Below are 26,193 nucleotides of genomic sequence, written 5' to 3'. Positions count from 1 at the left end.
TTTAAAATAGAATCAGCTTTCCTTCCCTGTTTTCCTTAGGGGCAACATACAGTTCGAAATCCGTTCCCTGTTTCAGCCCGGACATGGTCAGGGAACAAAGAGACGTTTGGTAAGCCAATTCCGGAGTATTGTTTTCCGAACTGAGATGAGCCAAAACAAACCGCGTCGTGCCGCTGGCCGCGAAACCGCTCAACTCCCCCGCGCAGTCCATATTGGAAAGATGTCCGGTTTTTGACAGGATACGCCTTTTTAAATAATAGGGATACGGACCGCTCTGCAGCATGCCGACATCGTGATTAGATTCCAACACGATCATATCGGCGCCGGTCAAATCCTGCCGGACCTCATCCGTCAAAAATCCCAAGTCCGTCGAAACGGCGACTGTCCGTCCGTCGTGGGTCTCGATTCGATAACCGATACTCTCCGCACTGTCGTGAGACGTGTGAAATGGTTTGATAAACATCCCGGCACATTCCATTCCGGACTCGCCGATCACATTTGCTTCATATTTGGGACTGAGACAATCGAGAAGTTCCAGCTCCGTCAGAGTACCGGCGGATGCGAAAACCGGCAGATGGTGCTTTGACGCAAACACCCTCAGGCCCTTGATATGGTCGGAATGCTCATGGGTCACAAAAACAGCCTGGACCGCCTCACACCGGATTCCGCAATTTTCAAGCATGGCGTCAAGCTGTTTTGCCGTTCTGCCGGCATCGACCAGAATTCCCGACCGTTCGGACCCTATGTAATAACTGTTCCCGCTGCTCCCGCTGAACAAAGCGCAAAATCGAGCCAATTGATTTCCCCCAAATAATTTGATTTCTTAATTGGTACAAAAGAAAAAAGGGAGGACTCCTGTCCACCCCTCCGCTTTCAAACAACTTTGGCCGATTCGGTATCGGGGATATGAATCCGGCGAATATCCGCTCCCAGCATGCGCAGCTTACTTTCCACATTTTCGTATCCGCGTTCAATATGACGGATATCCTCAATCTGCGTGGTGCCGCGGGCACAGAGAGCGGCAATAATCATTGCCGCCCCTGCACGAAGATCAACCGCACGGACGGGGGCGGCATTCAGATGGTCGACACCTTCTATCACGGCCAGTTTGCCGTCAACGGAAATCTGAGCCCCCATCCGTTTCAGTTCTTCAACATAACGGAAACGGTTGTCCCATACGCTTTCGTTTACAATACTTGTCCCTTGTGCAATGGAGAGAAGGACTGCGATCTGAGGATGCATATCCGTAGGGAATCCAGGATGCGGCATGGTCTTAATATTGCATTTATTCAGAACTCCGTCGCGTACCACGCGGATAGAATCGTCAAATTCCTCCACCTTGACCCCCATTTCCTCCAACTTGGCAGAAATGGACTCCAGATGTTTCGGAATCACATTTTTAACCAGAACATCCCCGCTGGTGGCGGCGGCGGCCACCATATAAGTTCCGGCTTCGATTTGATCGGGAATGATGGAATAGGTTGTGCCATTCAAATGCTGAACTCCATAGATTTTAATTACGTCCGTACCGGCCCCGCGGATATCGGCTCCCATGGAATTCAAAAAGTTGGCGAGGTCAACGATGTGCGGCTCTTTGGCGGCGTTTTCAATGATGGTTGTCCCCTCGGCCTTGACCGCGGCAAGCATGATGTTTACCGTGGCTCCGACCGAAACAACGTCAAGATAAATGCTGGCTCCGCTGAGATGATCGGCGGAGACGTCGACCATTCCGTTCTCCAGCTTGTATTTTGCGCCCAGCGCCAAAAAGCCCTTTAAATGCTGGTCAATCGGACGCACGCCGAAATCGCAGCCGCCCGGCATCGTAACAACCGCATGGTGAAAACGCCCAAGCAAGGCTCCCATCAAATAATAAGAGCCGCGAATATGCCTCGCCAACTCATCCGAAACAACGTGGGTGCGAATCGGACCTGGATCAATCTCGAAGGTGGACCTATCAATTGTACGGATTTTGGCGCCCATATCATATAAGATGCCGGTAATAGACGAAACATCTGTGATATCGGGGACATTTTCAATACGGCACACGCCGTCAGAAAGGATTGCCGCCGGGATGATTGCCACCGCTGCATTTTTTGCTCCGCTGATGGTAACCTCACCGGAAAGACGGCATTCGCCTTTAATTACGAATTTATCCAATGCGGTCGCTCCAATCTTAATTTGACAATACTATTATAACAAATTTTTTTCAAATATTTAATGATCTTTCCATTTCCGCACATGTAAATATTTGAACGAAAACATCTAATTTTGAACATAAAAAATGGTATAAGCCAACATCCATTTGAAAGGGAATCAGGCAATATTACACCTTATTGATAATAATACAGGATTTTGCAAAAGTCAATAAAAACACAAAAATGATTCGCCGTTTGTTAAAAACGGCGAATCACCGTTTAATTGTGTACATATCCTATAGGATTTACTTTTGTTCCGTTTTTAATCACTTCAAAATGGCAATGCGGTCCGGTGGAATTTCCAGTGCTGCCCACCTGCGCAATCGCCTGGCCTTTTGAAACCTTCTGCCCGGTTGATACAAGGATTTTGCTGCAATGGCCGTACAAAGTGCTCAGAGTTCCATTATGGCGGACAACAACCCGATTTCCATAGCCTCCGTCCCACCCCGCTGCGATTACAACGCCGCCGTCTGCGGCGACAATTGTTTTTCCATACGCGCTTGAGCCGGAAATATCAATCCCAGTGTGGAATTGTCCCCACCGCCAGGTAAAATAAGTCGTAATCGTGTGAAGTGACGGAACCGGCCACATCAGGCTCCCGCTGCTGACGCCGCTTCCCGTTTTAGGCCTCTTTTTGGTCCCGGTCAAAACGACCTTATCGACCGGCTGTGACAGAATCGTATTGCTGACAGTCTCGCGCTTCGTTTCAATGCCGTTTACCGTATAAACTTTTTCGACGCATTCCTGCAGTCCGTCGGCTCCTTGAGTCAGGACTTTTGTATAATCGGTATACTGTGAATCATCGTTTTGGGTGACTGTCTTAAAAGGAATCGATACCTGATCCGTCTCTGTCTTGATCAGTTCAACTTTCAGTCTCGGTTCCGCAACTTCAATATTAATCAAGTCTCCCGGATGAATCGAATCGCCAAGCTGATTTCCGTTGATCTTGTTTAAATCGGAAATCTTCATGTGATTGGCTTTGGCAATCGAAGTAACCGTATCCCCTTCCTTCACCGTGTAGGTCACGCCGGCTTTGGAAGTACTTGTCACAAGCTGATTCATGTCGTCCGTGGAAATGATCGAAGTCGTCGGGTAAAGTCCGTTTTCAATTTGCACATTCTGAATAAACTGTGCCGTGGCATTCTTTTCGTTTTCCTTCGCGGCATCCAACAGATTCTGAATCAAATACCTCAGATCGGCGCCGCTTTTTACAACGCCCATCAGTTCTCCATCCACGTAAAGGCCGCTGGCTTCTTCTATAATGCCGTTTGATTGCTCTATCAGTTTGTTGCATACATAAGATGCGGTTGCATAAACACTGCCGCCAATGGAAAGCTGAAAATTCGGTTTGAATTTAAGCTGGGACTCCCCATCCACCGTATCGTGAACCATGCGTTGGTTCACCATTTCCGTCGCCTGTTCATAGGTGTTCTCATTTTGGATAAATGCGATTTGCTTTCCATTGTTTTCGAGAATCAACCCGTAGCTTAAGTGATTCCAATATTGTACCGTAAAAAAAAGAAGCAAAATCGAAAACAACGGAGCGGCGACGCCGAGGACCGATAGAACAAAGCTTTTGTGCAGACGAAAGCTGATTCCCGTAACATGAAAACACTCTTTTAAAACGGCAAGCGCTCCATGGCTTCTTGCTTTTAAAAGGCGCTGCTTTGCAATTAAAAATCCGCTTTGGATCGAATGAATTTCTTCTTTTAGCCAAACGAGCCTTCTGCCGATCGCAAGAAAGTACAAGTGCTCGCAGACATTCGTGAACGGCCGGAAAAATATGGCCAAATTTCGGCGCAGGTGCTTCATGATCCGGATCGACTGGACTCCTACGACATATAAGAAACGGCAAAAGCAGATATTTGCATCCCGCAACTTCAATCCGGCCGAAGCCCAGTCGACATCCGGCAGCCTGGCCAGCTTTTGGACCTGCATTCAAACAAATCCTTTCAAGGGCAAAATAATTACAACTTTGTAACCCTGTCCTTAATTGTATAACAAAAGTTACAAATTTGCAACCCTTTAAAAGGAATTACTTACTTTTAGCGGAATAGTTTAGCTGTTCCGTTTTCCAGTTCTGAACGACCGGCAGAAACTTTTTCGCTTCCAGAACGGCCCCAGTCAAATCATGTTCCCGGTAATTTCCGCATTCCGAGGCGGACGCGCCCGGAATCGGTCCGGCGTAATCAGCGATTTTCCGAAAGGTATCGACGATCAGGCGAATGGCATCCTCTGGCTCCATGTCCCGCAGCAATAGATAAAATCCAGTCCTGCATCCCATCGGTCCGAAATAGATCACATTGTCTTTCCAAACAGAATTCCTTGCGAAAGTAGCAAAGAGATGCTCGATGGTGTGCAGAGCCGGATTCGTAAGATAAGGCGGCAGATTGGGTCTCCTCATCCGAATGTCGTAAGTCACGATGTCCCCGTCGATGCGGGAGGTGTAAATACCGGGCAGAAGGCTGTTATGGTCGACGCAAAAGCTGGCAATACGTTCCATTGTTCTTTCCTCCTTAACAAAACGGAATGTCTTGTGTCAAATCACTGAGGTTGGCAGTTTCAAATTCATTCATAAAATAAACGCTCTCGTTGACAGCGGCTTCAAACAGGTCAAAAAAACTTTCTTTTCTGGATATCGATTGGCTTTCCGGCCATCTCCACTCGGAATGCAGCACATTGGCGTAATCGAATTCATCCGGTTCGCTGATTCCACGGATCGTGCTGGAAAACAGGTAGTGATGCGTGAGCCTCTCAAGGGCTTCCGCAAGCGGCTTTTTGACCATCCACCGGTCATTGAGAAGGCCGCAGATTTTTCTGCAATCCGACATGGATTGAAAAAGCGCCTTTTGAAGGCCGTGAATTCCATACAGCCGCTCAAGAACGGCGGAATAGAGCCGTGCAATTTCGCTCATCGTTTCCGGATGATCCGGCGCGGTCTGCTTCAGGTCAAAATCAGTCGCCAGTTTTCCCGTAAACGAACGAAGAAGAATACTGTCGAGCACGGACTCCACCTGATTGTGCAGAAAACTGTCCCCTCTGCCCGGATAAAGTCCACGCAGCGATTTTACATCCCAGTAAACAAACGGGTGAGCGGTCCGGTCAAGGCTGTAATGACAAAGAAAGCCGAAAAGATAGTATTCCGTGATTTGATTTCCTTTGTTTCTCTGATAATCGCGCATGGCAGACAGCAGACGGGATGGTTTTTCATGGTGCAGCCGACCGCCGATTTCGCGGATGTTTTTGCTCCAGGGTTCAAGCAGGCGATGGTAATATAGAAAATCCGGTCCCTGCGCACCCCAAAGGAACGCGTCCATTGATTTTGGCGGGATCCCCCGGTTGCAGCTGTCCCATACCCTGAGCGCCTGATAATAATGCGTGATCGCCGCCGGCATTCAATCACCGTCCCCGCTATCTGATCTCTTTTTCTGGTTCTGGCGATCGGAATGATTCAACGTATTCCCGCAACGAAAATAGTTACCCCCCGGCACAGCCGGGGGTTCTTCATATGCGGGCAAAGCCCTGTATTACTGGCTGCGCCTCAAGGCGCTGGTACGGTCTGCCAATTGCAAAAGTTTGTTACTTGCTACCCGTAAACGGGTCTGCATACTCCTTAAGCGTCATCTGGTCTTCAACCTGATCTTCCAATTGATTTTTGATGTACTCAGCTATTGCTTTGTCATTTTTCCCTGCCGTATCTACAAAATAGCCTCTACACCAAAATGTCCGGTTCCCATATTTGTACTTCAAATTCGCGTGCCGCTCAAATATCAGCAAAGTGCTCTTTCCTTTGATAAATCCTACGAATCCGGAAACGCTCATCTTCGGTGGTATTTTTACCAACATGTGTATATGATCCGGACACACCTCTGCTTCCATGATTTCCACCTGTTTCCAGTTACATAACTCCCGCAGTATTTTTCCTATCTCAGCCCGCATATTTCCGTACGCTGCTTTTCTACGATACTTGGGTGCAAACACTATGTGGTATTTGCAATTCCAGCTCGTATGGTTTAAACTATCTATGTCATTCGTCTTCATGTCGAATGTGCCTCCTTTTGATATGTTTTGTTGCAGTTGGCAGACCGCAGCTTTTATTATATCAAAAGGAGGTTTTTTACTATTATCACCGCTAAAGCTTTTTGGGAACTCCCGGCACAGCCGGGAGTTTTCGTATTACAAAAAGGAATGCGGCCGATTGCCGTATTCCTCATTTTAGCACAGGATGGAAAAATTTTAAAGGACCTTTGACAAAAAGTCCTGCAGCCTTGGATTTTTGGGCTGGCTGAAAAACTCGTCCGGTTTTGCTTCCTCCAAAATCTGGCCGTCGGACATAAAGAGTACGCGGGTTGCAACTTCTCTGGCAAAACCCATTTCATGCGTGACGACGACCATGGTCATGCCCTCGTCGGCCAGTTCCTTCATGACCTGCAGCACTTCGCCTACCATTTCCGGGTCCAGCGCGCTGGTTGGTTCATCGAACAGCATAACGTCCGGTTCCATGGCAAGCGCGCGGACAATCGCTATCCGCTGCTTCTGCCCGCCGGAAAGCTGCCCCGGATAAGCATCCGCCTTATCGGCAAGTCCTACCCGTTCCAAAAGGCGTTCCGCCTGCTGATTCGCATCCTTTGGGGATTTCAGTTTCAGCGTCACAGGCGCAAGCGTAATGTTTGCTTTGACAGTCAGATGGGGAAACAGATTAAAGTGCTGGAAAACCATTCCCATTTTCCGGCGGTGCCGGTCGATATCGCATTTCGGCGTGTTGATTTGCTGCCCCTCAAACCAGATTTCGCCCTTAGTCGGCTGTTCCAAAAGATTCAGGCAGCGGAGAAATGTGCTTTTACCGGAGCCGGAAGGTCCGACAATCACAACCTTTTCTCCTTTTTCAATCTCCTGGTTAATCCCCTTTAACACTTCTATCTCTCCGTCAAGCGTATGAAAGCTTTTGGAAAGATTTTTAACGATTATCACTTCTGTGCAGCCTCCTTTCCAAGCGTGCCAGAACCGCAGTCAGCCCTATGACGACAATCAAATACACCGCAGCCGTCGTCAGCAGGGGAGTAAAGGCAAGGTATGTAATGCTGCGGATAATGTCGCCGCTCTTTGTCAGGTCCTGAATCCCGATATAACCGGCCACAGATGTTTCTTTGAGCAATGCAATAAACTCATTTCCAATCGCCGGCAGCACGTTTTTCAAAGCCTGCGGAAAAACGATTTTTACCATGGTCGTACGCTGACTCAATCCAAGCGAACGGCCCGCCTCAATCTGCCCTCTGTCAACCGATTGAATTCCGCTTCGGATCACTTCTGCGACATAAGCCCCTGAATTAATTCCAAAAGCCAGGATGGCCGCGGTGATATCGTTCACCTTTGCCTGGCTCAGAATCACATAATACATAATCATCAGCTGAACGACAACCGGCGTCCCGCGAATCAGCGTCAAATATAACGCACAAATACTGTTTGCGATCCTGAGCTTTTTCGGATTATTGCTATGGCCAACCCTGACCAGGGCAATGATGGTCCCCAACACAACGCCGAGCAGGACGGCAAAGAAAGTGATAATCAGGGTGTTTTTCAAGCCGTCCGTCACGTAACGATAGCGGTTCTGATAGATAAAGCACTGATAAAACTGGTCGGACAGATTCGAATATAAGTTGACAAAAAACTGTGCGATGCCGTTGCCCGTGTCTGCGGTCAAGGGCATCGGAATCCAAGAAAACTGCAGGTTCATGCACATCCTCCCACTGGAAACAGAAATATGCAGGGGCGCGAAACAGCTCCGCGGCCCTGCATTTTTACTTGTCACTTTTGCGATAGGGATCGATTTTAGCCCTGTTTATACTTTTCAACGATCTGGTCCAGTTCGCCGCTCGACTCCATATCCTTTAAAACGCCGTTGATCACATCCAATAAAGCCGTGTTTCCCTTTTTCACGCCGATTGCATACTGCTCATTGGTAAGAGCATCGTTCAGTTTCTCAATTTTGTCCGAATTCTTCCCAACATACTTGGTTGCCGGAAAATCGTCAATGACGACTGCGTCGATTCTTCCGTTGATCAAATCCAGAATGGCGTCCGGCGCTTTATTGTAACGTTTCACCGTGCCGACTTTCACTTCGCTCTTGCCGTCTTCATTCGTGCAGTAAGTGTCTCCGGTCGTTCCCTGCTGAACACCGACGGTTTTACCATTCAGGTCAGTGGGTGCTTTGATCGAACTGCTCTTTGGAATAATAATGGCCTGGGAAGCGTCGTAATAAACATTGGAAAAATCGACGTTCTTCTGGCGGTCCGGCTTGATCGACCAGCCCGCGGCCACAAAATCGCACTTGTTGGTTTGCAGTTCCACGGTGAGGGAGTCAAAATTGACATCGTTGATTTTGAGCTTCAGGCCCAGTTTCTGGGCAATTTTATTGGCGATTTCCACATCAATTCCGACGATGTTGCCGTTATCCTTGTACTCGAACGGTTCAAACTCCGCGTTTGTGGACATGGTCAGCGTACCGTCCGTAATCGTCTGAACAGATGCGGCAGTTGAGGAAACACCGGCGGACGAAGACGTGATAGACGCTTCCGAAGACGCCGCACTGGAAGAAGTGCTGCCCTGCGAACAGGCGGCCAAAGAAGCGGTCATGGCGACCGCCAGGAAAAGCGCCGCAAGCTTCTTTGTTTTTTTCATAACAAACAGCCCCTTTGTTTATTTCATAAGATCATTGACTGTAAAGCATTATAACGCATAATTATTCATAAATCAAGTAGTTTATGAAATTGAATTGAAATATTATTCAATATTTTCTTTGCATACGGATTGTTGCATAAAAAGGAAAAGCTTTTCCATATCCTCTGGTAACCTTTGAACAAATCTGATTTTTTGTTTTGTCACCGGATGGACAAAACGGATTTCAGCACAGTGAAGGGCCTGCCTGCGGATCAGGGATAGACTTCCGCCATAAAAATCATCGCCGGCCAAAGGGTGCCCGCAGTTCGACAGATGAACGCGGATCTGATGGGTCCGCCCGGTTTTCAGCCGGAGCGCCAACAGGCTGAGTCCATTCCCCGCGCTAAGGCTTCTCCAACGGGTAAGCGCATATCTTCCGTCGGGCCGGACAGTGCGCTGAATCCGTGAACCTTCTTTCATTCCAATCGGCTGTTCTATTTTTCCGCTGTCCCGCAGAATCCCTTCACAGACCGCCAGATAGGTTTTTCTGACATTTCCCGCAAGTGCGGAAGCCGCATAGGAATGCTTGGCCAATACGACAAGGCCCGTCGTATCCCTGTCGAGCCGATAAACAGGGCGAAAAGAAGAGGGTTCCCCGCGGACCGCGCAATAATTCGAATACGCATTCGAAAGGCTGTCCCGGTCGTGTCCGGGGCAGGGATACATCGGCATTCCAGCCGGTTTATTCACGACAAGAAGATCCTGATCCTCAAAAACAACCGGAAAAGGAAGATTTTCCGACTCCGGTATTTTTTCGTCCTGCGGCAAACGGAGACAAATCAGATCTCCCTTTTGCAAACGGTCGGTCGCGATCGCATGCCGGCCGTTTACGGCAATCCCCATTGGCTCTCTTTTCAATTTTGCCAAGAGCCGGGTGGAAATTCCGCAGTACTCGCGGAGAAAGCTCTTCAGTCTGCTCCCTTGAAAGCAGGATGGAACCGTAAATCGAAGCTCTCGCATGGCGACTCCCAATTCTGCAATATTTGAATTTCCGCCAGGATACCTTTACGGTCCGTTCCGCCGGCAAGAATCATGTAAGCGGGAACCGTGAAAAATGAGAACATGAAATTTCATCCGGCTATTTTCTTTGCATTTTTAATTTATGGATCAGTTCACGAAGCGTTTTGTCTTCCGGGCGGGCTTCCCGAAACCCCTCGCCGGTGATCTCCCCAGCGTCCCCGACGATCAGAAACGCGTTTTTGTCAATCGACCTGACGATATCCTTGATTTTCACTACCTCGTACCGGCGGGCCGCACAGAGAAGCACTTCCCCTTTTTTTCCGGTGTAAGCCCCTCTGGAATCCAGATAGGTCGCGCCGCGCTCCAGATCTGTCAGAATTTCCTGGGCAATCTGTTCATTTTTTTCGGAGATAATAAAAATGACTTTTCCGGTTCCGACATCCGTGCCGTAAAGGATCGTGTCGATCATTCTGGAGGAGACGAAGATCGCAATCAGGGCATACAATGCGCTTTCAATGCTCCGATATGCAAACGCGGAAATCACGACGATCACAAAGTCAACGCAAAGCATCAGTTTGCCCATGGAAACGAACCGGACCCTGCGGTTCAGAAGCCTGGCAATCAAATCCGTTCCGCCGGTGGTCGCCCCCCTCATAAACACCAGGGACAGCCCGGCGCCGTCCAGAAATCCTCCGAAAATCGCCGCCAGCATTGGATTGCCGCTGTAAGCCGGAATAACGACGGAAAGGATGTCGATCGCGCTTGAGACAAAGACAGTTGCAATTATGGTTTTGCCCACCATTTTATAGCCGATCTGCAGGATAGCCCAGACAAAAATCGGAATGTTCAGAAGCAGGCCCATCATGCCGATCGGCAGGCCGAACAGGTAATTGATCACGGTGCTGAGTCCTGTCACGCCGCCCGGCGCGATGTGGTTCGGAGCCGTAAACATCCTGACGCTGACGGCACACAATACGCTTGCAGCTACATAATAGAGAAGATCACCCAGCAGCTCTTTCGCCCCGTTTTTCAGGTAAGGCAGCATTAACAAATCAATCCTCCCCGCAAACAGCTTCAAACAGCTCGCGCAGACGGTCCAGCCTTCCGCTTAGATACAGATATCCGAACAGAGACTCAAAGGCGGTTGCGGCGTGATAATCGGCCGGATCCGAATTTTTGGGGACATGGTTGCTGTGGGCATTCCTGCCCCGACGGAGAATCTCCTGTTCCTCCTGAGTCAGAACGGGCAAAAGTTTGCGGACGAATCCGGCCTGTGCCTGCGCGCAAACCTGTTCCACAGCGGCATGGTGCAGTTGGGAAACCGGACGCTCCGCCTGACAGACCAATCGTTCTCTGACAAACACCTCAAAAACCGCGTCACCGATAAAGGCAAGGGATAAAGCGCCCATCCTTTTCGGGTCGCAGACAGCATCATAAAACCGTTTCAACCGGCGCACTCCTACTCCACATAATCGAATTCCATCCCATAAATGCTGACCGTGTCACCCTCGCGGACTCCCGCCTTGCGCAGCGCGTCATCCACGCCCGTGCGCAGAAGAACACGTTCAAGATAGCGCAGGGAATCCGCGTCGTCAAAATTGACGGAACGCAGAACAGGAATCAGCCATTGTCCTTCCACGACGTAAACACCGTTGCGGTTTTCCACGCTCACTTCACCGCCGCCCGCCGTTTCCGGATGCTCAGGTTCCGGCTCCGGCTCGTAGCGGATGACGGGAGGAAGTTTTTGAAGCAGCTCGTCGATGCGGTTCAGCAGCGGGTCGACCTGATAGCGGATGGCGGCCATGATCGGAAAGAACTCGTACCCCTGATTCCGCACAAATCGTTCAAAATTCTGAATCTGTTCTTCGCTTGCAAGGTCGCATTTGTTCCCAGCCACCAGCATCGGCCGTTCGGCAAGCTCCGGATTGAATTTTTTTAATTCCGAATTAATGACCCGGAAATCCTCTTTCGGGTCCCTTCCCTCGCTGCCTGAAATGTCGACAATGTGAACCAGCAGCCTGCACCGCTCCACATGGCGGAGAAACTGGTGGCCCAACCCGGCGCCTTCGTTCGCACCCTCGATCAGCCCCGGAATATCCGCGATTACAAACGACCGCTCGGAGCCCATCCGGACAACGCCCAGGACCGGAGTCAGCGTCGTAAAATGATAGTCGGCGATCTGAGGTTTCGCCTCGCTGACGACGGAAACCAGCGTGGATTTTCCCACACTGGGATAACCGACCAAACCGACATCCGCCAGCAGCTTCAATTCCAGCTGAACGTCAAAAGCTTCCCCCGTGGCGCCTGGTTTGGAAAAGCGCGGGGTCTGCCTTGTCGCCGTCGCAAAATGGGAATTTCCCCAGCCGCCCCGCCCGCCTTTTGCAATCACCTGGGGCTCGTCCGCCGACAGGTCGGCAATCAGCCTTCCCGTCTCGGCATCCTTTATCAGCGTTCCCCTCGGGACGCGGATGACAAGGTCCTTGCCGCGGCGGCCATTGCAGCGTTTGCCGGACCCACTCTGCCCGTTCTCCGCCGCGAATTTTCTGCGGTAACGAAAATCCGACAGCGTGGATTGGTTGTCGTCCACCTGAAAGACAATATCTCCGCCCCGTCCGCCGTCTCCCCCGTCGGGGCCGCCGGAGGCGACATATTTTTCCCGGTGAAACGCAACGGCTCCGTCGCCGCCGTCGCCCGCCTTGATCTTGATTTTTGCATGATCAATGAACATAAAAACTCCTTACTTTTCGCCCCTTGCGAACCAACCATAACTTTCCATTTCAGTATATCATATTTTGCTCAGGAACGGAAAAAAAATCCCGGGTTCGCCACCCGGGATTTATCCTGTCCGCAATCGTAAGGCGGAGTTACTGCTCCTCTGCGTAAACGCTGACCTTTTTGCGGTCACGGTCATAGCGCTCGAACTTCACCTTACCGCTGATCAGGGCAAACAGAGAATCATCGGAACCGATCCCGACATTGTTGCCCGGATGAATGTGTGTCCCGCGCTGTTTGACAAGGATATTCCCTGCAAGAACGAACTGGCCGTCGGAACGCTTGACCCCAAGGCGCTTGGACTCGGAATCGCGGCCGTTTTTAGTGGAACCCATTCCCTTTTTATGAGCAAAAAGCTGAATGTTGATTTGCAGCATGCTTTACACCTCCGTATCGATGATCTGAATATTCTGAGGATACTGCCGGGAAAGCGCCATCAAATGGAACCGGAGTCCTTTCAGAAGAACCGCACAGGCTTCGGCGTCTTCCGGAGCAATTTTACAATCCATATCGCCGTCTTTCACGTGAACCGAGGCCTTTATACCGGCGACATCCGTGATCGCATTGGCCACAAGATAAGCCGCAGAGGATACCGCGGCGCAGACGATGTCATAGCCCGCTTCTCCTGCTCCGGAATGGCCGCTGACGCGGAATCCGGCGCTTTCTCCATCGGAAAACGTAAAAAATTCAGCGCGTATCATAGTTTTCAGCCGTTGATTTCCGCGATCTGAACCTGCGTGTACGGCTGTCTGTGTCCCATTTTGCGTTTTTCATTCTTCTTGGCTTTATAGGTAAAGACCGTGATCTTTTTCCCTTTTCCCTCTTTCAGGACTTTGGCGGTAACGGTCGCGCCCTCCACATACGGCGCGCCAACTTTTGTCCCGTCCTCACCGACCACGGCGAGCACCGGAAACTGAACGGTGGAATCTTTTTCAGCCGCAAGCTTTTCCACAAAGATGACATCTTCTTTTTGCACCTTGTACTGCTTGCCGCCTGTTTCAATGATTGCAAACATGATTTTAGGCCCTGCCTTTTCTCAATCTCGCTATTCTCGGGCGGGTTTCCCTCTTACAGCCCGGAATAAGCGGCTTATTTATGATATCATGTCCCGTCAAATTTGTCAATTGGGATGGTTTTAATTTTTCCTTGTGGAAAGCGTGACGGCAAGACTGCGCAGATAATCCCCGCTTTCTTCGAAGCAGCTGAGCGCGGAGACCGCCTCGTCAGTCAATTCCCTCACCAGCGTGCGCGCTTTCTCCAATCCCAGAGTGGATACGTAGGTGCTTTTTCCTTTTTCCAGGTCACTGCCGATCGGTTTGCCGAGCAGAGCCTGCTGTCCCTCCACATCCAGAATATCATCGGTGATCTGGAACGCCAGGCCGATCGCCTTCGCGTATTTCTCCGCCGCGTGAAGCATCCGCTCCTTCGCCCCGGCAAGAACACAGCCCATTTTGGACGCGGCACAGATCAGCGCGCCCGTTTTGCACTCGTCCATCCGGATCAGCGTATCGGCGGAAATCTGTTTTCCCTCGCTTTGGAGATCGATCATCTGCCCGCCCGCCATGCCGTAAGCGCCTGCGGCCTTTGCAAGGATTCCCGCCGCCTCGGCCGCGCGGGACGCTCCGACCGCGGCGACGCTGTCAGGAGAAAGCATTGTCTCGAACGCCATCGTCAGCAGAGCGTCTCCCGCAAGCAGGGCCTGCGCCTCGCCGAACACAACATGGTTGGATGGCTTTCCGCGCCTCATGTCGTCGTTGTCCATGCAGGGGAGATCGTCATGGATCAAAGAGTAGGAATGAATCATCTCGACGGCGCACGCAAACGGAAGCGCGGATTCCTGATCCCCTCCGCAGGCGCCGCAGAATTCCAGAAGGAGGATCGGACGGATCCGCTTGCCGCCGGCAAGCAAACTGTAGCGCATCGCCTGAAACAGACCGCTCTGAAGAAGTTTTTCCTCCGGAACGTATTTTTCCAGGTATGCCTGGACCACTTCGCCGTATTTTTGCGGTTCAATCCTGCTCATCCTTTTTTCCTTCCTTTGACTCCAGCTCCGAAATCTGGCGGACCTTCTGCTCCGCTTCCGACAGCTTGCGGTAACAAAAGGAGGACAGAGCGGAGCCTTCTTCAAAAAGCTTGAGGGATTCTTCCAGTGTGGGTTCCCCCGTTTCCATTTGTCCGACAATTTCCTCCAGCCTCGCGGCCGCCTCTTCAAAAGTCATCTTCTGTTTCATAGCTTGCCCGCCTCCGATCGTTTCTTTCTGCGGATTGTAACTTTTTCCACTTTACAGTCGAGGTCGCCGTCGTTCATTTTGAGAGTCAGAGATTGGCCCTGTCTTGCTTCTGAAGCACGGCTGAGCGGATTCCCGTTCTCGCCGCAGGCCAGCGCGTAGCCGCGCGATAAAACAGCCAGAGGGCTCATTGCGTTCAGCCGGCCGCTTGCCGAAGCCAGCAGGCTTTTTTTACACTCCAGCTGCCGGTTCAGACCGGTCTGGAAAGCGGAAGTCAGCCGGTCGATTTCGATGCGCCGCAGTTCCAGGCGTTCCAGAGGGTTCCGAAAGACGCGGCTTTCCGAGATTCGGTCCATCCGGCGGCCTGCGCCGGAAAGTACCGTCTCCATCGACTGCCTGAAACGGCGATTGAGGTGATCGAGTCTCGCAACGAGCTCCGTTTGGTCGGGCACGGCCAGTTCCGCCGCAGCGGAGGGGGTCGGCGCCCGAAGGTCCGCGGCAAAATCGCAGATGGTAAAATCCGTTTCGTGTCCGACGGCGGAGATAACCGGGATTTCGGATGCCGCTACCGCGCGGGCGACGATTTCCTCATTGAACGGCCACAGGTCTTCCAGCGAACCGCCGCCTCTGCCCACGATCAGCACGTCGGCGCAGCGCAAGCGGTTGAACCGTCCGACCGCCTCCGCAATCTGGGGCGCGGCATCCCTTCCCTGTACCGCAACCGGACAGAACACGATCTGCGCCGCAGGGTATCTTCTGCCGAGCACGGTGAAAATGTCGCGGACCGCGGCGCCGGACGGTGACGTAACGACTCCAATGGTTTCCGGAAATTTCGGAATCGGTTTTTTATTGCTGAAAAGCCCCTCGGACTCCAGTTTCTTTTTCAGCTGTTCGAATGCAACGCTGAGAGCGCCCACGCCGTCCGGCTGCAAATCCTCAATATAGAGCTGATATTGCCCCGACGCTTCGTAAACACTCACCGAACCGCGCGCGATGACTTTCATGCCGTCTTCCGGCATGAAGCGAAGCCGCTGCGCATACCTAGCAAACATCACGGCCTTGACAATACTCTTGTCATCCTTCAAAGAGAGATACAGGTGGCCGGAACGGTAATAGTTTTTAAAGTTGGAAATTTCGCCTGTGACAAACACCTGCGTCAAATGCGGGTCCTGCTCAAAAACGGAGCGGATATAGGTGTTGAGCTGCGTCACGCTGAGGATCATCGGCGCAGTCCGGTTCATTGCAGAAGACCCCCTTTCCAGGCGGCGAGCACGGCGGCTCCTGCTGCGTTGTCGCAGGAGTACTCCGGCTGCGCGAAGAACGCCCCGTACTTTTCCTCAATCGCTTCCCGCAGGATGCCGTCAGACATCACGCCGCCCGCGAAAACGAGGGGAAGTGTCCCGAAGCGTTCCAGAAGTGCTTCCGTCATGCCCTCCAGCGCCGCGAGAAGCGAGGAAAGGCAGAATGCGGCGACTTCCTCCCTCGGCGTTCCCCGGTCCAGCATCGCCCTGCAGCGGTTCTCTATGCCAGAGAGCGAACAGTCGGCTCCTCTCATCGCCGCGTGAACAGGTTCCATATGGTTTGACTGCCGCGCGAGAGCTTCCAGTTCCTTTCCCGCGGGAAACGAAAGTCCCAGCATGGCCCCCACCCGGTCGACTGCCTGTCCGCCTTTCAGATCGAGAGAACGCGCCGCGATCTCGGTCCGAAAGACCTGGTTTTCCTCCGGCGTCACCAGCACCGCTTCCGTCGTTCCGCCGGAGACATGAAACGCGAGAAACCTTTGCCTGAAAAGATCAAGCCGGTTCGCGGAGTACAGCGCCGCCGCGATGTGGCCCTGCTGATGGGAAAAGCGATAGAGCGAAGTGCCGCCGGCCTGCGCGATCGCCTGCGCCGTTCCCAGTCCAGTGAGAAAACACGGCATGTAGGAACCTTCCGCACTTCTGGGCCGGTCGGATACCCCTATGGCCGCGAGCTCTGCGCCCACAATCGGAAGGCGGGACAGGACCTGCGGGAGCTGGACGACATGATGAAAAACGGCGTCGCTCTGGCGGAGGCCGAGTTCCCCCTTTTTGACCGGCAGCGGTATCTTATTCTGAAGCATTGCCCCGGCCCTCCAAAGTGCCGCGGAGGTGGTATAGTTGCTGGTGTCGATTCCAAGAACACTAAACATTCTGTTCTTCCTGTTTTCTCACGAGGGAACCCAGCACTCCGTTGACAAACGGCGCATCCTCGGCAGTACCGTACTTTTTGGCAAGCTCGACCGCCTCGTTGATCGACACGCTGGCGGGGATATCCTTCTCGAACAGGATCTCATACGCCGCCAAACGCAGGATGGAAAGCGAAACTTTCGAAAGCCGGCTTACGGACCACCCGCGGATAAAACTTTCAATCTTCCCATCCAGAGCCGTTTCGTTTGCCTCCACACCGGACGCGGCCGCCTCCGCAAAATCGTCGATCGGGACTTCACCGGCTTCATTTGCCGCGGTTACGATGTCCTTTATGTTCTCATGGTTGATGCTCTTTGCAAAAACAAGAGCAAAAGCCTGTTCGCGCGCTTCGCGTCTTTTCATGATTTCCCCCGTGATTTTATAGTTTTAAATGGAAAAACCCTCCACAATGTGGAGGGTCAATTTATTTGCCGTTTCATCCACGGGAATTATTATACCACATTTGCGGGTGAACACAACTATTCGCACTCAACAATCTTGATTTTATCATAGGTGATCCCCGTTTGATCCGACACGATATCCCGTATGACAATCGCGTCGTTCTGGGTATTGGACTTGGTTTTTACCACGACGTTGCACTCGCCGTTCTGCAGAAATGCGACGCAGTCGGCAAATCCTTTCGCCTTGACCAGATTTTCAATCTCCGTCTCTTTTACGATGTCCTGCGCGATCGTGTTTGCCTGAGAAACCGCCGTCTGTTTCGCCGCGTCCGTTTCGCTCACGCCGCTGACGACTTTTTGCAGCATTTCAACGGATTCGTCCCTTGCCTTCTCTCTTGACAGCCTTGCGGAAGTAAAATAGTCGTCTCCCGCGACGCTCGCTCCGGTGTTGACGGCCGATGAATTTTCGCCTGAGCTTGCGCCGCTTTCACTTCCGGACGCGTTGACCAGCAGAGTTTCTCCGAGTTCCCGTCCGGATGTGACGGCGTCCGTCGCGGGAAGCTGCGTGTTGCCCGACAGCGCCCAATTCAGATAGACGGCCGCCCCCAGCGCAACAACCAAAGCCGCGAGAACAAGCTGCCGTTTGCCCATTGCCATAATAGAATTCCCCCTGTTTTCTTTATTTTGCTTTTATCACGCACACCCGCACGGAAGAAATATCGAGAGCCGTCGTGACGGCGTCGATGACACTCTGTTGAACCGCCGCATTGCCCCCGCCGTCGCAAACCACCACGACGCCCTTGACAACCGGCTGGATCTCAGTGACTGCGAGCGCCTGTTCGGAGCCGTCGGCGCCTTTCACCAGGATATAATTGGTTTCATTGCTTTGATCCGTCTCATTTCTTGTCGAGCCGTCGGACTGATCTTTCGTCGTCTGGCCGCTGTTCTTCTCTTCCTTCGCATAAACCGATTGTTTTGTCTGTTCCAAAGTCACCATGACGCTGGCATTGCCGACTCCCTGTATTTTCATGATCAGATCCGTCAGTTCCTTTTCCAGATGCGTTTCGTAGTCCTGCGCTGTGGAAGCCGTTCCGGAGGGATCCGTTTTCTGTTCGGTCTTTCCGCTGTTTGTCAGAAAGCTGGAAAGAAAAATCAGAGCAATTCCGATCAGCCCGGCGCCCAGAATGATTTTACGGCAATTCTCATTTCCGGCCAAAAGGTTCAGCAGGCCGCCCTTTCGAATTTTTTCGTCCCTTTCATCAGCCTTCATCGAAAACGACCTCCGTCTGAATTCCCAGCGTCTTTTCCAGCGCGGATGACACGCCGGCACGTCCGGATCCTGTTTTTCCTTCGATGGTTACAATCACTTTATTAATTGATATGCTGCCATTTTCGTCCGTATCCATTATCACCTGAACATTTTTACAGTTTATCCCCATTCGTTTCAATTCCGCCTGAACAAGCCCCGTAATGCTTTCTTTCGCCGCGTCTTTGAACTGCCGGTCCACTGTGGAATTCAGCTTTTTATTTTCCTCCGCGGGTCGGTTGCTCGTCCCCAGCCCCGACCTGATCTGCGGGACGGCTTTGGAAAGCGGAGAGATCAGGGCGCATATAATAAAAGCCCCGATTACAAATTTTGCCATTCGTTCCATCGAGCCGTCCGGCACGAGGCTTTGCAGCATGGCAGCCGACAGGGCCGCAAGGCAGATCACCGTGGCCCATTCCCTTACCCCGCTCATTTAACGCCTCCGACGATCAGCATCACGACCGTTGAAATGATCAGGATCATCATGCTGCACAGCAGGATCGCCAGCATGGTCGATACCACGTCGGAGGAAGCCTTCAAAAGGGAGGTAATGCCGCTCAGATCGAAGATCTGTCCGATCCCCGCGCACAGGTTCAGCGTCAGAATCCACAGGAAGCACTCCGCGACAACCGGCAGGAAAATAAAAATGCCAGCGAGAAGTCCAAACGCGCTGACGCCGGATTTCAGCAGTTTGACGCAGCCGGTTACCGTCTGAAGCGCTTCCCCCAACGCGTTGCCGACCACGGGAACAAAACTGCTGACAACGAACTTCGCCGCTTTCGAGCCGGTATTGTCCAGCGAGGAAGCCACAATGGAATGCATGGTGACCAGGCTGGTGAAAAGCGTCATGCAAAGTCCCATGATCCACTTGACCATCTTGTTGAGCGCGGCGCACAGCCCGCTCAGGTTAATTCCAGGAGAGACAGCCGACACAATCGACAGCGCCAGAAAAATGTTCAGCATCGGGATGAAAAAATTCGAGGAGAGGACCGAAACCGCATTTCCCGCGGCAAGCATCAGAATGTGGTAGGAACCGGCGGAGACCGGCTGCCCCGCTGCGATCATAATTCCCGTCAGAACCGGAATGCACGCAAGCAGGAAACCGGAGGCGGCATTCAGAACATCCGCCGCGTCGCCGATGCAGGAAACAATCGGCGCGACGACAATGGTGCAGACGCAGAGCGTGCCCACCATCCCGATGACGCCGCCCATCGGCTTATCCCCAAACGACAGCTTCATCCCGTTTAACAGCGCGCAGAGGAGGACCACGGCGATGACGCCGCACAGGACCTTGAAAGGACTCCTGGCCTGTCCTGAAAAAACTTGCAGAATCTTTTGAAAATAATTTTGCGGTGAGATTGAAGTGATGGAGTTCCAGTCGGTTCCATTCACTCCGAGTTCAGTGAGAATTTTCTTCGTCTCCGGCGATAAGCTGTCCGGAAGATCGTCCGCTCCGCTCTGTCTGAGCTGATCCTGATAAAGCCGCTCCGCCGCATCCTGGGACAACGATGATCCGCTTGTCGCCGCAGACACGGAACAGGAAAACAGTATGACGGAAGCTAGCGCAAAAATCAGACAAACCGCTTTTTTCATCCTTCACCCACCGATCAGGTTCACGGCCGTCTCCGCAATTTTTTCAAACAGAGGCAGCGACAGAACCACGATTGATATTTTTCCGGCAAGTTCCATTTTGGAAGCCAGCGCGTTTTCCCCCGCGTCACGGCAGGAATCGGCCGCAAACTGAGCCAGAAAACTGATCCCGAGCGTCTTTAATAAAATCAGCAGATAATCCACCGGCAGACCGGAGGCGGAAAACAGTGTCCGGAGCTGTTTCATAGCCGGAGTGACATTCGCAAAAATCTCCAGCAAAATGACGATTCCGGCCGCGATGCTCAGCAAAACGGCATATTCCTGGTGGTACCGGCGCAGCATGGTGGCGATCACCGCCGCGCAAACAGCGATTCCCGCAATTCCAACGATATTCATTTTACAGGCCAAATATGGATTTAATCGTTTTGAACAGAGTGCTGATTTGCTGAATAATCATCATCAGAACGACGATCAGCCCCGCAAGGGTCGTCATCATCGCCTGCTCCTGGCGTCCGGATCGTTCCAACAGCTGATCCAAAACCGCGACGATGATTCCGATTGCCGCTATTTTGAAAATTAAATCCACATTCATTTTTTCTTCCTCCGATTTTAGCACAGCATCAGCGCCGAAAATAAGCCGGCGAATACGCCGAGCATCAAATATAATTTGGATTTCCGGTTCCGGTCTTCCCGGGCCGATTTCAGATTTGTGCCGAATAATCCGGAGAACAGTTCCATATGGGACAGCTGGCCATCCGTATCGCTCGCGCCAAACCCTTCTCCAAAGGAAAGCAGCAATTCTATATCATGAGCGGCGAAGCCGTCACCCTTTCCGCTGTTCAGCGCGGCACGCTTCCATGCATCGGCAAAGCCTTCTCCCTGGCCGCAGCGTTTGACGCATTCCCGCAGAAAGCTGAGCTCTCTTCCGTGCCGTGCCACAATCTGAACCACCGGCACGGCGGAATAGCGCACCTCTGTTTTTGCGGCGGAAAGGAACCTGAGAAACGATTCCAGACTTTCCACCCGGACCGTAAGTTTACGCGATTCCGTAAACCCCAGGAGCGTTCCCGCAAAAATCAGCAGCAGGGACCCCGTCAGCTTCAGCAAGCAAATCACCCGCTTTATAAATTCCCGCGATTTTTCCAGGTCCCCGCGCCGCGTCCAGCAGCGCGACCGTTTCAAAAGCGCCGGTCATGAGAAGTTTCCGTGCCTGTTTCCGCCGCATCAGCTCTTTGACGGACCCGGCATGGATGCTTGCAATCAAAACGACGCCGGTGTTCAATCCCTGCTCCACCGCGCCGACTTCGGCTTCGGATCCGATTTCGTCGCAGACGATGATTTCCGGCGACAGCGTGCGCACGGCAAGCAGAATTCCATCGGCCTTCGGATATCCGTCCAGTACGTCGCAGCAGCATCCAAGGTCGTTCTGCGGAACTCCCATATAGGTCCCTGCGATCTCTCCCCTCTCATCAATGACGGCGACCTTTTTCAGGTTGCCGCGCGTGCCGCTGGAAAGCTGACGGGCAAGATCCCGCAGAATCGTCGTCTTTCCGCTGGAAGGCGCCCCGGCAAGCAGAAGCCCGCCGCTCAGACTGTTTTCCAACCGGTCCAGGAGCTCGTCGGCGGCCCCTGGAATTTCACGTGAAATTCTCAGATTGATGGAAGAAATATTTCTGACCGAGCTGATAGACGCCGCCTGAAGCACGGCGGTTCCACAGACTCCCGCGCGATGGCCTCCGCTTAAGGTGATGTAACCGTTCCTGATTTCATTTTCGTGGGTGTAAATGGAATAGCTGCATAGGTTCCGAAAGCTTTCTTCCATATCCCGCGGCCCCGCCACCAGCGACCCCGAAACCGGCCGGCAGGTAAGCCCGCCTCCGAAACCCAAAAAATAAGTGCCTCCCGCGCAGCAGATGCAGACCGGCCTGTTTACGCGAAGGCGGATTTCCTGTACATGCTTTTTCACGTCCACAGGCAGATGGTCAAGCGCCGCCTCTATTCGGTCACAGATGCATTTAGAAGCGGAATCAAACCGCTCGTCCCTTTCTTTGGTCATTCCTTGTCCTCTCCCTTCATCCAATAGATATGGAGGACACGGAGCGCTTAGAACAAAAAAATTCTCCGGAACCTGTACGGAACCGGAGAATTGAATTTTGTCGATTAGTATTCAGCCGAAAAGTTCAATTGTATATTGAAACGATTTCTTTTGTCCCGGCGGAAGGAGGATCACGCCGCGTTTCTGTTCAAAAACATCTCCCTCGCCGCTGCAGGCGGCAAGCCCGCTCCACGGCTCCAGAGCCAAAAACGGACCCCCGTTTGCGCTTGACCAAAGAAGGAAATAGTCAAAATCGCCGAATTCCATCCGGACTCCGCATCCGGTTTCCGGATGACGGAGGCACACTTCCCTGGACCGGAGCGTATCAAAGATCAACGCGTCCTGTTCAAACAGCCGATGGTCCAGCCTGAGCACCGATTTGTTTTTCAGGATGGACCGGCGCCGGCTCAGATCCACCAGCCCGGTGGAAGGATCGGGAGATGGGCAGTCGGCTGTCTCCGGAAATTCAAATTCCACGACATAATCCTCAAACCTCTCCCCTTTCTTCAGCGGACAGCGGAAAGCCGGGTGGCCGCCGATCTGGAACGGCAGCACATCCCCATCCGCATTGGTTATGATATAACGCGTCGTCAGGCTTTCGCCATCCAAGATATACTGGATTTCCAGCTCAAACTCGAAAGGATACCGCTCTTTTGTCTTCGAGTCGGAATGGAGGACAAAAGAAATAAAACGGCTGCTTTCCTCTTTCAAGGTGAACTCCCTTTTCCGCGCGATCCCGTGCCGTTCCATCCGGCAGATTTTACCGGAAGCAGTCACGGCCCGCTTGCCGCGGAGGCTTCCCACGATCGGAAAAAGCACCGGGGCCTGTCCTCCCCAGTAAGTTTTGTCTCCCTGCCAGAGATATTCCACACCCGAACGGCGGATGGAAGTCAGTTCGCCGCCGAAAGAATTGAATTCCGCTGACAAGACGCCGTCAGAAATCCCGTATTTCAAAGGAAGCACCTCCGCTGTCGTTCATTGAAAGACCGGCTATCGCGCAGTACCTCAGCCGTTGCCCAGCAGCTCTTCCAGCTCTCGTTCCGAGAGAACCGCGATGCCAAGCTGATTGGCCTTCGTCAGCTTGCTTCCGGCATCTTCCCCGGCAACAACATAATCCGTTTTTTGGGAAACGCTGCCGCTGACTTTTCCGCCGTGCTTCTCAATCAGCCCCGTCGCCTGCGCCCGGGTCAGATTCGCCAGCGTGCCGGTCAGGACGAAAGTTTTGCCCTGAAAGCGGCTGTCGTCCATCGTCGTCAGACAAGACAGGTTGACTCCGGCATCCTTCAAGCGGCCAATCAAATGGGCAGAATTGGGCAAAGAAAAGAACTGGCGCACGCTCTGTGCGATAATTCCCCCGATGCCTTCCACTGAAGCAAGTTCTTCCTCCTCCGCATGGAAAATTCCTTCTATGGTTCCGAACCGCGAAGCAAGAAGTTTTGCGGCCTTTTGCCCCACGTGGGGAATCCCGAGGGCAAAAAGCAGACGGTACAGGTCGTTTTGCTTGGAATGCTCGATCGCCGCCATTAAATTATCCGCAGATTTTTCCCCCTTGCGCTCCAGGTCAAGAATTTGTTCCCGTTTCAGGAAATACAGATCGGCGGGAGAAGAAACCAGATTTTTACCTACGAGCTGTTCAATTACAGCCGGCCCCATGCCGTCGATATCCATCGCGTCACGGCTGCAGAAATGGACCAGATGGCGCAGGAGCTGGGCCGGACACTCGGGATTGGTGCAGCGGGTCGCGGCCTCACCCTCCTCCCGGACCACGGAAGAACCGCAGGACGGGCAGACGGACGGCATGATAAACGGAAGGGATTCTTCGGCGTGGGCAATCACCCGGACAACCTCCGGGATGATTTCTCCCGCCTTTCTCAGGATGACGGTGTCACCGACGCGAATTCCCTTTTCCTCAATGAAATCCTGGTTGTGCAGCGTGGCCCGGCTGACGGTCGTTCCCGCGAGATCCACCGGCTCAAAAATCCCGATCGGCGTCAGCGCGCCCGTGCGGCCCACGTTCACTTCAATGTTAAGAAGTTTTGTCTGCCTTTCCTCCGGAGGGTACTTAAAGGCTTCCGCCCACCGGGGGAATTTCGCGGTGCTTCCAAGGGCCTGCCTCTGTGAAAAGGAATCCACCTTTACAACCGCGCCGTCGATAGAATAATCCAGAGTGCCCCGAAGCTCTCCGATGCGTTTCACTTCTTCCAGGACTTCATCGACAGAACTGCAGGTCCGGTAAAAAGGGGGAACGGCAAATCCGAGTTCCCTTAAAAAATCCAAAGACTCCTGGTGCCCGCGAAGTTCGGCGCCCGTCACCTGCTGAACATTGAAAACAAAAATGTCTAGTTCGCGGGACGCGGTGATTTTCGCATTTTTCTGTCTCAAAGAACCCGCCGCCGCATTGCGGGGATTCTTAAACGGCTTTTCTCCCTCCAACTCCTGACGGGCCGAAAGCTTAAAAAAGATGCGGTGCGACATGTAGACTTCTCCGCGCACTTCAAGAAACGGGAGCGGCCTCGTCAGCCTTTTGGGAAGGCTTCGGATCGTCCGAAGGTTTTCGGTGATATCCTCCCCCACAAGGCCGTCGCCCCGTGTGGAACCCCGGACAAAGACGCCGTCCCGGTATTCCGCGGAAACCGAAAGTCCGTCGAATTTCGGCTCCACAACGTAAACCGGATGTTCCACGTTTTCACGGACTCTGCGGTCAAAATCCCGCAGTTCTTCGTCTGAAAAAGAGTCGTGAAGGCTTTCCATCGGGACCGTATGGGCTACGGGGGAAAATTTCGCGAGCGCTTCCCCGCCGACCTTCTGGGTGGGGGAATCCGGCGTTACCAGTTCCGGGAACGCCATTTCAAGAGTTTCCAGCTGACGGTACAACTCGTCGTATTCAAAATCATCGATCTCCGGCGCGTCTTCGACATAATATTTTTGATTGTGGTAACGGATCTGCTCAGAAAGCTGCCTAGAAATTTTTCTCGCTTCTTCCAGTTCCATCACTTTCCGCCTCCTGCTAAAATTCCGGCGCCTCAGTCCCAGTTGGCAACAACCTGCGGTACGGACCCGACAATGACTGTTTCGGCGACCAGGACATTGGTTTTGACTTCCGTCGTCGTATCAAATCCAGGTAAAAAAGAATAAATACTGGTATTTACATCCAGATAAATCTGGTGCTTCGTCTGGTTGATTCCGGCCGATGCCAGCGTGCTGTTAAACTCGGCGGTCACGTTGCCGGAAAGAGAGGCTTTCAGCGCGATTTTTGGTCCCTTTCCGTGAAAGAAGTCACCGCCGATAAAAGTACCTATCGGGACCCAGACGGTAGAATATGTATCATTGTTTAGTTTATCCTGAATGTTTGAGATAATTTTGGCTTTCAGTTCATTCATTTTAACCATATTGGTTGTGATGGCCAGAACATTGCCTTCACTGCCTCGTTCCACGGTAATCAGATCTTCATAGGAAATATCGTCCTTATTTAGTTCTTCTATAACCGCGTCATTGATCGTATTGATCGATTTTATTTTTGCCTCATTTGCGGTAATGGATGCGATCACCGGCCTGATCTGGCTGTTGAACACCAGGATGAACGCAAACAGCACTATCGTAAGAAGAGTCAGCTTTCCCCTGACGGGCATCGGGTTTCGCCTTCTGCGCCTCATAAGACGCACCTCCCAAAGTATATTACTGTATCATATACAAGGAGGAATTATTGTGTGAATAAAACGGGC

The 26,193-nt window shown here is 52.3% G+C and carries 32 protein-coding genes; all 32 read right to left on the bottom strand.

Annotation, left to right across the window (positions count from 1 at the left end):
- Window position 1 precedes the first annotated feature (1 nt).
- Complete coding sequence (locus VA597_RS08875; RefSeq protein ID WP_128742419.1) at window positions 2–796, bottom strand: MBL fold metallo-hydrolase; 795 nt, start codon at window positions 794–796, stop codon at window positions 2–4.
- 77 nt (window positions 797–873) lie between these two features.
- Window positions 874–2,157: a UDP-N-acetylglucosamine 1-carboxyvinyltransferase gene (locus VA597_RS08870; RefSeq protein WP_128742418.1), complete on the bottom strand. Its 1,284-nt coding sequence runs from the start codon at window positions 2,155–2,157 to the stop codon at window positions 874–876.
- Between the two features lie 257 nt (window positions 2,158–2,414).
- Entirely contained in the window at window positions 2,415–4,133 is a 1,719-nt protein-coding gene (locus VA597_RS08865) for a M23 family metallopeptidase (RefSeq protein WP_128742417.1), read from the bottom strand.
- Between the two features lie 97 nt (window positions 4,134–4,230).
- Window positions 4,231–4,698 (bottom strand): S-ribosylhomocysteine lyase, encoded by a 468-nt coding sequence (locus tag VA597_RS08860; RefSeq protein ID WP_128742416.1) that lies wholly within the window; start codon window positions 4,696–4,698, stop codon window positions 4,231–4,233.
- Window positions 4,699–4,711: 13 nt separating this feature from the next.
- Window positions 4,712–5,590, bottom strand: coding sequence for a zinc dependent phospholipase C family protein (locus tag VA597_RS08855; protein WP_128742415.1), 879 nt, complete (start codon window positions 5,588–5,590; stop codon window positions 4,712–4,714).
- Window positions 5,591–5,774: 184 nt separating this feature from the next.
- The gene (tnpA, locus tag VA597_RS08850; RefSeq protein ID WP_128742878.1) at window positions 5,775–6,236 is read right to left on the bottom strand and encodes an IS200/IS605 family transposase; all 462 of its coding nucleotides are present in this window, start codon (window positions 6,234–6,236) and stop codon (window positions 5,775–5,777) included.
- A gap of 195 nt (window positions 6,237–6,431) precedes the next feature.
- Entirely contained in the window at window positions 6,432–7,166 is a 735-nt protein-coding gene (locus VA597_RS08845; protein WP_128742414.1) for an amino acid ABC transporter ATP-binding protein, read from the bottom strand.
- Window positions 7,153–7,929 (bottom strand): amino acid ABC transporter permease, encoded by a 777-nt coding sequence (locus tag VA597_RS08840; RefSeq protein WP_243112711.1) that lies wholly within the window; start codon window positions 7,927–7,929, stop codon window positions 7,153–7,155. The genes VA597_RS08845 and VA597_RS08840 overlap by 14 nt, the downstream gene beginning before the upstream one ends.
- A 95-nt stretch (window positions 7,930–8,024) precedes the next feature.
- Entirely contained in the window at window positions 8,025–8,873 is an 849-nt protein-coding gene (locus VA597_RS08835; protein WP_128742413.1) for a transporter substrate-binding domain-containing protein, read from the bottom strand.
- Window positions 8,874–8,975: 102 nt separating this feature from the next.
- Window positions 8,976–9,872, bottom strand: coding sequence for an RluA family pseudouridine synthase (locus tag VA597_RS08830; RefSeq protein WP_128742412.1), 897 nt, complete (start codon window positions 9,870–9,872; stop codon window positions 8,976–8,978).
- 118 nt (window positions 9,873–9,990) lie between these two features.
- Complete coding sequence (locus tag VA597_RS08825; RefSeq protein ID WP_128744277.1) at window positions 9,991–10,917, bottom strand: YitT family protein; 927 nt, start codon at window positions 10,915–10,917, stop codon at window positions 9,991–9,993.
- Window positions 10,918–10,924: 7 nt separating this feature from the next.
- The gene (locus VA597_RS08820; RefSeq protein ID WP_128742411.1) at window positions 10,925–11,320 is read right to left on the bottom strand and encodes a Mini-ribonuclease 3; all 396 of its coding nucleotides are present in this window, start codon (window positions 11,318–11,320) and stop codon (window positions 10,925–10,927) included.
- Window positions 11,321–11,331: 11 nt separating this feature from the next.
- Window positions 11,332–12,600, bottom strand: coding sequence for a GTPase ObgE (gene obgE, locus VA597_RS08815; protein WP_128742410.1), 1,269 nt, complete (start codon window positions 12,598–12,600; stop codon window positions 11,332–11,334).
- A 136-nt stretch (window positions 12,601–12,736) separates the two neighbouring features.
- Window positions 12,737–13,021: a 50S ribosomal protein L27 gene (rpmA, locus tag VA597_RS08810; RefSeq protein WP_128742409.1), complete on the bottom strand. Its 285-nt coding sequence runs from the start codon at window positions 13,019–13,021 to the stop codon at window positions 12,737–12,739.
- 3 nt (window positions 13,022–13,024) lie between these two features.
- Entirely contained in the window at window positions 13,025–13,345 is a 321-nt protein-coding gene (locus VA597_RS08805; RefSeq protein ID WP_128742408.1) for a ribosomal-processing cysteine protease Prp, read from the bottom strand.
- Between the two features lie 5 nt (window positions 13,346–13,350).
- The gene (rplU, locus tag VA597_RS08800; RefSeq protein ID WP_128742407.1) at window positions 13,351–13,659 is read right to left on the bottom strand and encodes a 50S ribosomal protein L21; all 309 of its coding nucleotides are present in this window, start codon (window positions 13,657–13,659) and stop codon (window positions 13,351–13,353) included.
- Window positions 13,660–13,779: 120 nt separating this feature from the next.
- On the bottom strand, window positions 13,780–14,667 hold the full coding sequence (locus VA597_RS08795; protein WP_128742406.1) for a polyprenyl synthetase family protein: 888 nt from the start codon (window positions 14,665–14,667) through the stop codon (window positions 13,780–13,782).
- On the bottom strand, window positions 14,654–14,875 hold the full coding sequence (gene xseB, locus VA597_RS08790; protein ID WP_128742405.1) for an exodeoxyribonuclease VII small subunit: 222 nt from the start codon (window positions 14,873–14,875) through the stop codon (window positions 14,654–14,656). Before xseB ends, VA597_RS08795 begins: the two co-directional genes overlap by 14 nt.
- Window positions 14,872–16,113 carry an exodeoxyribonuclease VII large subunit gene (xseA, locus tag VA597_RS08785; RefSeq protein ID WP_128742404.1) on the bottom strand — a complete coding sequence of 414 codons (1,242 nt, stop codon included), beginning with the start codon at window positions 16,111–16,113 and terminating at the stop codon, window positions 14,872–14,874. Before xseA ends, xseB begins: the two co-directional genes overlap by 4 nt.
- Window positions 16,110–17,042: a peptidase M22 gene (locus VA597_RS08780; protein ID WP_128742403.1), complete on the bottom strand. Its 933-nt coding sequence runs from the start codon at window positions 17,040–17,042 to the stop codon at window positions 16,110–16,112. Before VA597_RS08780 ends, xseA begins: the two co-directional genes overlap by 4 nt.
- The gene (nusB, locus tag VA597_RS08775; RefSeq protein ID WP_243112709.1) at window positions 17,035–17,442 is read right to left on the bottom strand and encodes a transcription antitermination factor NusB; all 408 of its coding nucleotides are present in this window, start codon (window positions 17,440–17,442) and stop codon (window positions 17,035–17,037) included. Before nusB ends, VA597_RS08780 begins: the two co-directional genes overlap by 8 nt.
- A 116-nt stretch (window positions 17,443–17,558) precedes the next feature.
- On the bottom strand, window positions 17,559–18,137 hold the full coding sequence (locus VA597_RS08770) for a SpoIIIAH-like family protein (protein ID WP_128742401.1): 579 nt from the start codon (window positions 18,135–18,137) through the stop codon (window positions 17,559–17,561).
- 22 nt (window positions 18,138–18,159) lie between these two features.
- Window positions 18,160–18,750 (bottom strand): stage III sporulation protein AG, encoded by a 591-nt coding sequence (locus tag VA597_RS08765; RefSeq protein WP_128742400.1) that lies wholly within the window; start codon window positions 18,748–18,750, stop codon window positions 18,160–18,162.
- Window positions 18,740–19,219, bottom strand: coding sequence for a stage III sporulation protein AF (locus tag VA597_RS08760; RefSeq protein WP_128742399.1), 480 nt, complete (start codon window positions 19,217–19,219; stop codon window positions 18,740–18,742). The genes VA597_RS08765 and VA597_RS08760 overlap by 11 nt, the downstream gene beginning before the upstream one ends.
- On the bottom strand, window positions 19,216–20,379 hold the full coding sequence (locus VA597_RS08755; RefSeq protein WP_128742398.1) for a stage III sporulation protein AE: 1,164 nt from the start codon (window positions 20,377–20,379) through the stop codon (window positions 19,216–19,218). The genes VA597_RS08760 and VA597_RS08755 overlap by 4 nt, the downstream gene beginning before the upstream one ends.
- Window positions 20,380–20,382: 3 nt before the next feature.
- Window positions 20,383–20,772 (bottom strand): SpoIIIAC/SpoIIIAD family protein, encoded by a 390-nt coding sequence (locus VA597_RS08750; protein ID WP_128742397.1) that lies wholly within the window; start codon window positions 20,770–20,772, stop codon window positions 20,383–20,385.
- A 1-nt stretch (window position 20,773) separates the two neighbouring features.
- Window positions 20,774–20,968, bottom strand: coding sequence for a stage III sporulation protein AC (gene spoIIIAC, locus VA597_RS08745; protein ID WP_128742396.1), 195 nt, complete (start codon window positions 20,966–20,968; stop codon window positions 20,774–20,776).
- 17 nt (window positions 20,969–20,985) lie between these two features.
- The gene (locus tag VA597_RS08740; RefSeq protein WP_164919007.1) at window positions 20,986–21,483 is read right to left on the bottom strand and encodes a stage III sporulation protein AB; all 498 of its coding nucleotides are present in this window, start codon (window positions 21,481–21,483) and stop codon (window positions 20,986–20,988) included.
- Entirely contained in the window at window positions 21,413–22,432 is a 1,020-nt protein-coding gene (gene spoIIIAA / locus VA597_RS08735; RefSeq protein ID WP_128742394.1) for a stage III sporulation protein AA, read from the bottom strand. The genes VA597_RS08740 and spoIIIAA overlap by 71 nt, the downstream gene beginning before the upstream one ends.
- A 111-nt stretch (window positions 22,433–22,543) precedes the next feature.
- A complete protein-coding gene (locus VA597_RS08730; RefSeq protein ID WP_442861482.1) occupies window positions 22,544–23,425 on the bottom strand; it encodes an aldose 1-epimerase family protein in 882 nt (293 codons plus the stop codon).
- 51 nt (window positions 23,426–23,476) lie between these two features.
- Window positions 23,477–25,462, bottom strand: coding sequence for an NAD-dependent DNA ligase LigA (ligA, locus tag VA597_RS08725; protein ID WP_128742392.1), 1,986 nt, complete (start codon window positions 25,460–25,462; stop codon window positions 23,477–23,479).
- Window positions 25,463–25,494: 32 nt separating this feature from the next.
- Entirely contained in the window at window positions 25,495–26,124 is a 630-nt protein-coding gene (yunB, locus tag VA597_RS08720; RefSeq protein ID WP_128742391.1) for a sporulation protein YunB, read from the bottom strand.
- Window positions 26,125–26,193: the final 69 nt, after the last annotated feature.

It is taken from the genome of Caproicibacter sp. BJN0012 (genome assembly GCF_035986805.1).
GTDB lineage: Bacteria > Bacillota > Clostridia > Oscillospirales > Acutalibacteraceae > Caproicibacter.
The sequence above is the reverse complement of the archived record's forward strand: the minus strand, read 5'-3'. Positions and strand labels throughout refer to the sequence as shown.

Coding starts and splice junctions, on each gene's coding strand:
- VA597_RS08750 (WP_128742397.1), bottom strand. CDS start 20,772: ATGAATATCGTTGGAATTGCGGGAATCGCTGTTTGCGCGGCGGTGATC.
- yunB (WP_128742391.1), bottom strand. CDS start 26,124: ATGAGGCGCAGAAGGCGAAACCCGATGCCCGTCAGGGGAAAGCTGACT.
- spoIIIAC (WP_128742396.1), bottom strand. CDS start 20,968: ATGAATGTGGATTTAATTTTCAAAATAGCGGCAATCGGAATCATCGTC.
- rpmA (WP_128742409.1), bottom strand. CDS start 13,021: ATGCTGCAAATCAACATTCAGCTTTTTGCTCATAAAAAGGGAATGGGT.
- VA597_RS08860 (WP_128742416.1), bottom strand. CDS start 4,698: ATGGAACGTATTGCCAGCTTTTGCGTCGACCATAACAGCCTTCTGCCC.
- VA597_RS08795 (WP_128742406.1), bottom strand. CDS start 14,667: ATGAGCAGGATTGAACCGCAAAAATACGGCGAAGTGGTCCAGGCATAC.
- VA597_RS08840 (WP_243112711.1), bottom strand. CDS start 7,929: ATGAACCTGCAGTTTTCTTGGATTCCGATGCCCTTGACCGCAGACACG.
- VA597_RS08765 (WP_128742400.1), bottom strand. CDS start 18,750: ATGAAGGCTGATGAAAGGGACGAAAAAATTCGAAAGGGCGGCCTGCTG.
- VA597_RS08755 (WP_128742398.1), bottom strand. CDS start 20,379: ATGAAAAAAGCGGTTTGTCTGATTTTTGCGCTAGCTTCCGTCATACTG.
- VA597_RS08855 (WP_128742415.1), bottom strand. CDS start 5,590: ATGCCGGCGGCGATCACGCATTATTATCAGGCGCTCAGGGTATGGGAC.
- ligA (WP_128742392.1), bottom strand. CDS start 25,462: ATGGAACTGGAAGAAGCGAGAAAAATTTCTAGGCAGCTTTCTGAGCAG.
- VA597_RS08865 (WP_128742417.1), bottom strand. CDS start 4,133: ATGCAGGTCCAAAAGCTGGCCAGGCTGCCGGATGTCGACTGGGCTTCG.
- tnpA (WP_128742878.1), bottom strand. CDS start 6,236: ATGAAGACGAATGACATAGATAGTTTAAACCATACGAGCTGGAATTGC.
- obgE (WP_128742410.1), bottom strand. CDS start 12,600: ATGTTCATTGATCATGCAAAAATCAAGATCAAGGCGGGCGACGGCGGC.
- nusB (WP_243112709.1), bottom strand. CDS start 17,442: ATGAAAAGACGCGAAGCGCGCGAACAGGCTTTTGCTCTTGTTTTTGCA.
- VA597_RS08780 (WP_128742403.1), bottom strand. CDS start 17,042: ATGTTTAGTGTTCTTGGAATCGACACCAGCAACTATACCACCTCCGCG.
- VA597_RS08835 (WP_128742413.1), bottom strand. CDS start 8,873: ATGAAAAAAACAAAGAAGCTTGCGGCGCTTTTCCTGGCGGTCGCCATG.
- rplU (WP_128742407.1), bottom strand. CDS start 13,659: ATGTTTGCAATCATTGAAACAGGCGGCAAGCAGTACAAGGTGCAAAAA.
- xseB (WP_128742405.1), bottom strand. CDS start 14,875: ATGAAACAGAAGATGACTTTTGAAGAGGCGGCCGCGAGGCTGGAGGAA.
- VA597_RS08830 (WP_128742412.1), bottom strand. CDS start 9,872: ATGCGAGAGCTTCGATTTACGGTTCCATCCTGCTTTCAAGGGAGCAGA.
- spoIIIAA (WP_128742394.1), bottom strand. CDS start 22,432: ATGACCAAAGAAAGGGACGAGCGGTTTGATTCCGCTTCTAAATGCATC.
- VA597_RS08770 (WP_128742401.1), bottom strand. CDS start 18,137: ATGGCAATGGGCAAACGGCAGCTTGTTCTCGCGGCTTTGGTTGTTGCG.
- VA597_RS08825 (WP_128744277.1), bottom strand. CDS start 10,917: ATGCTGCCTTACCTGAAAAACGGGGCGAAAGAGCTGCTGGGTGATCTT.
- VA597_RS08805 (WP_128742408.1), bottom strand. CDS start 13,345: ATGATACGCGCTGAATTTTTTACGTTTTCCGATGGAGAAAGCGCCGGA.
- VA597_RS08760 (WP_128742399.1), bottom strand. CDS start 19,219: ATGAGCGGGGTAAGGGAATGGGCCACGGTGATCTGCCTTGCGGCCCTG.
- xseA (WP_128742404.1), bottom strand. CDS start 16,113: ATGAACCGGACTGCGCCGATGATCCTCAGCGTGACGCAGCTCAACACC.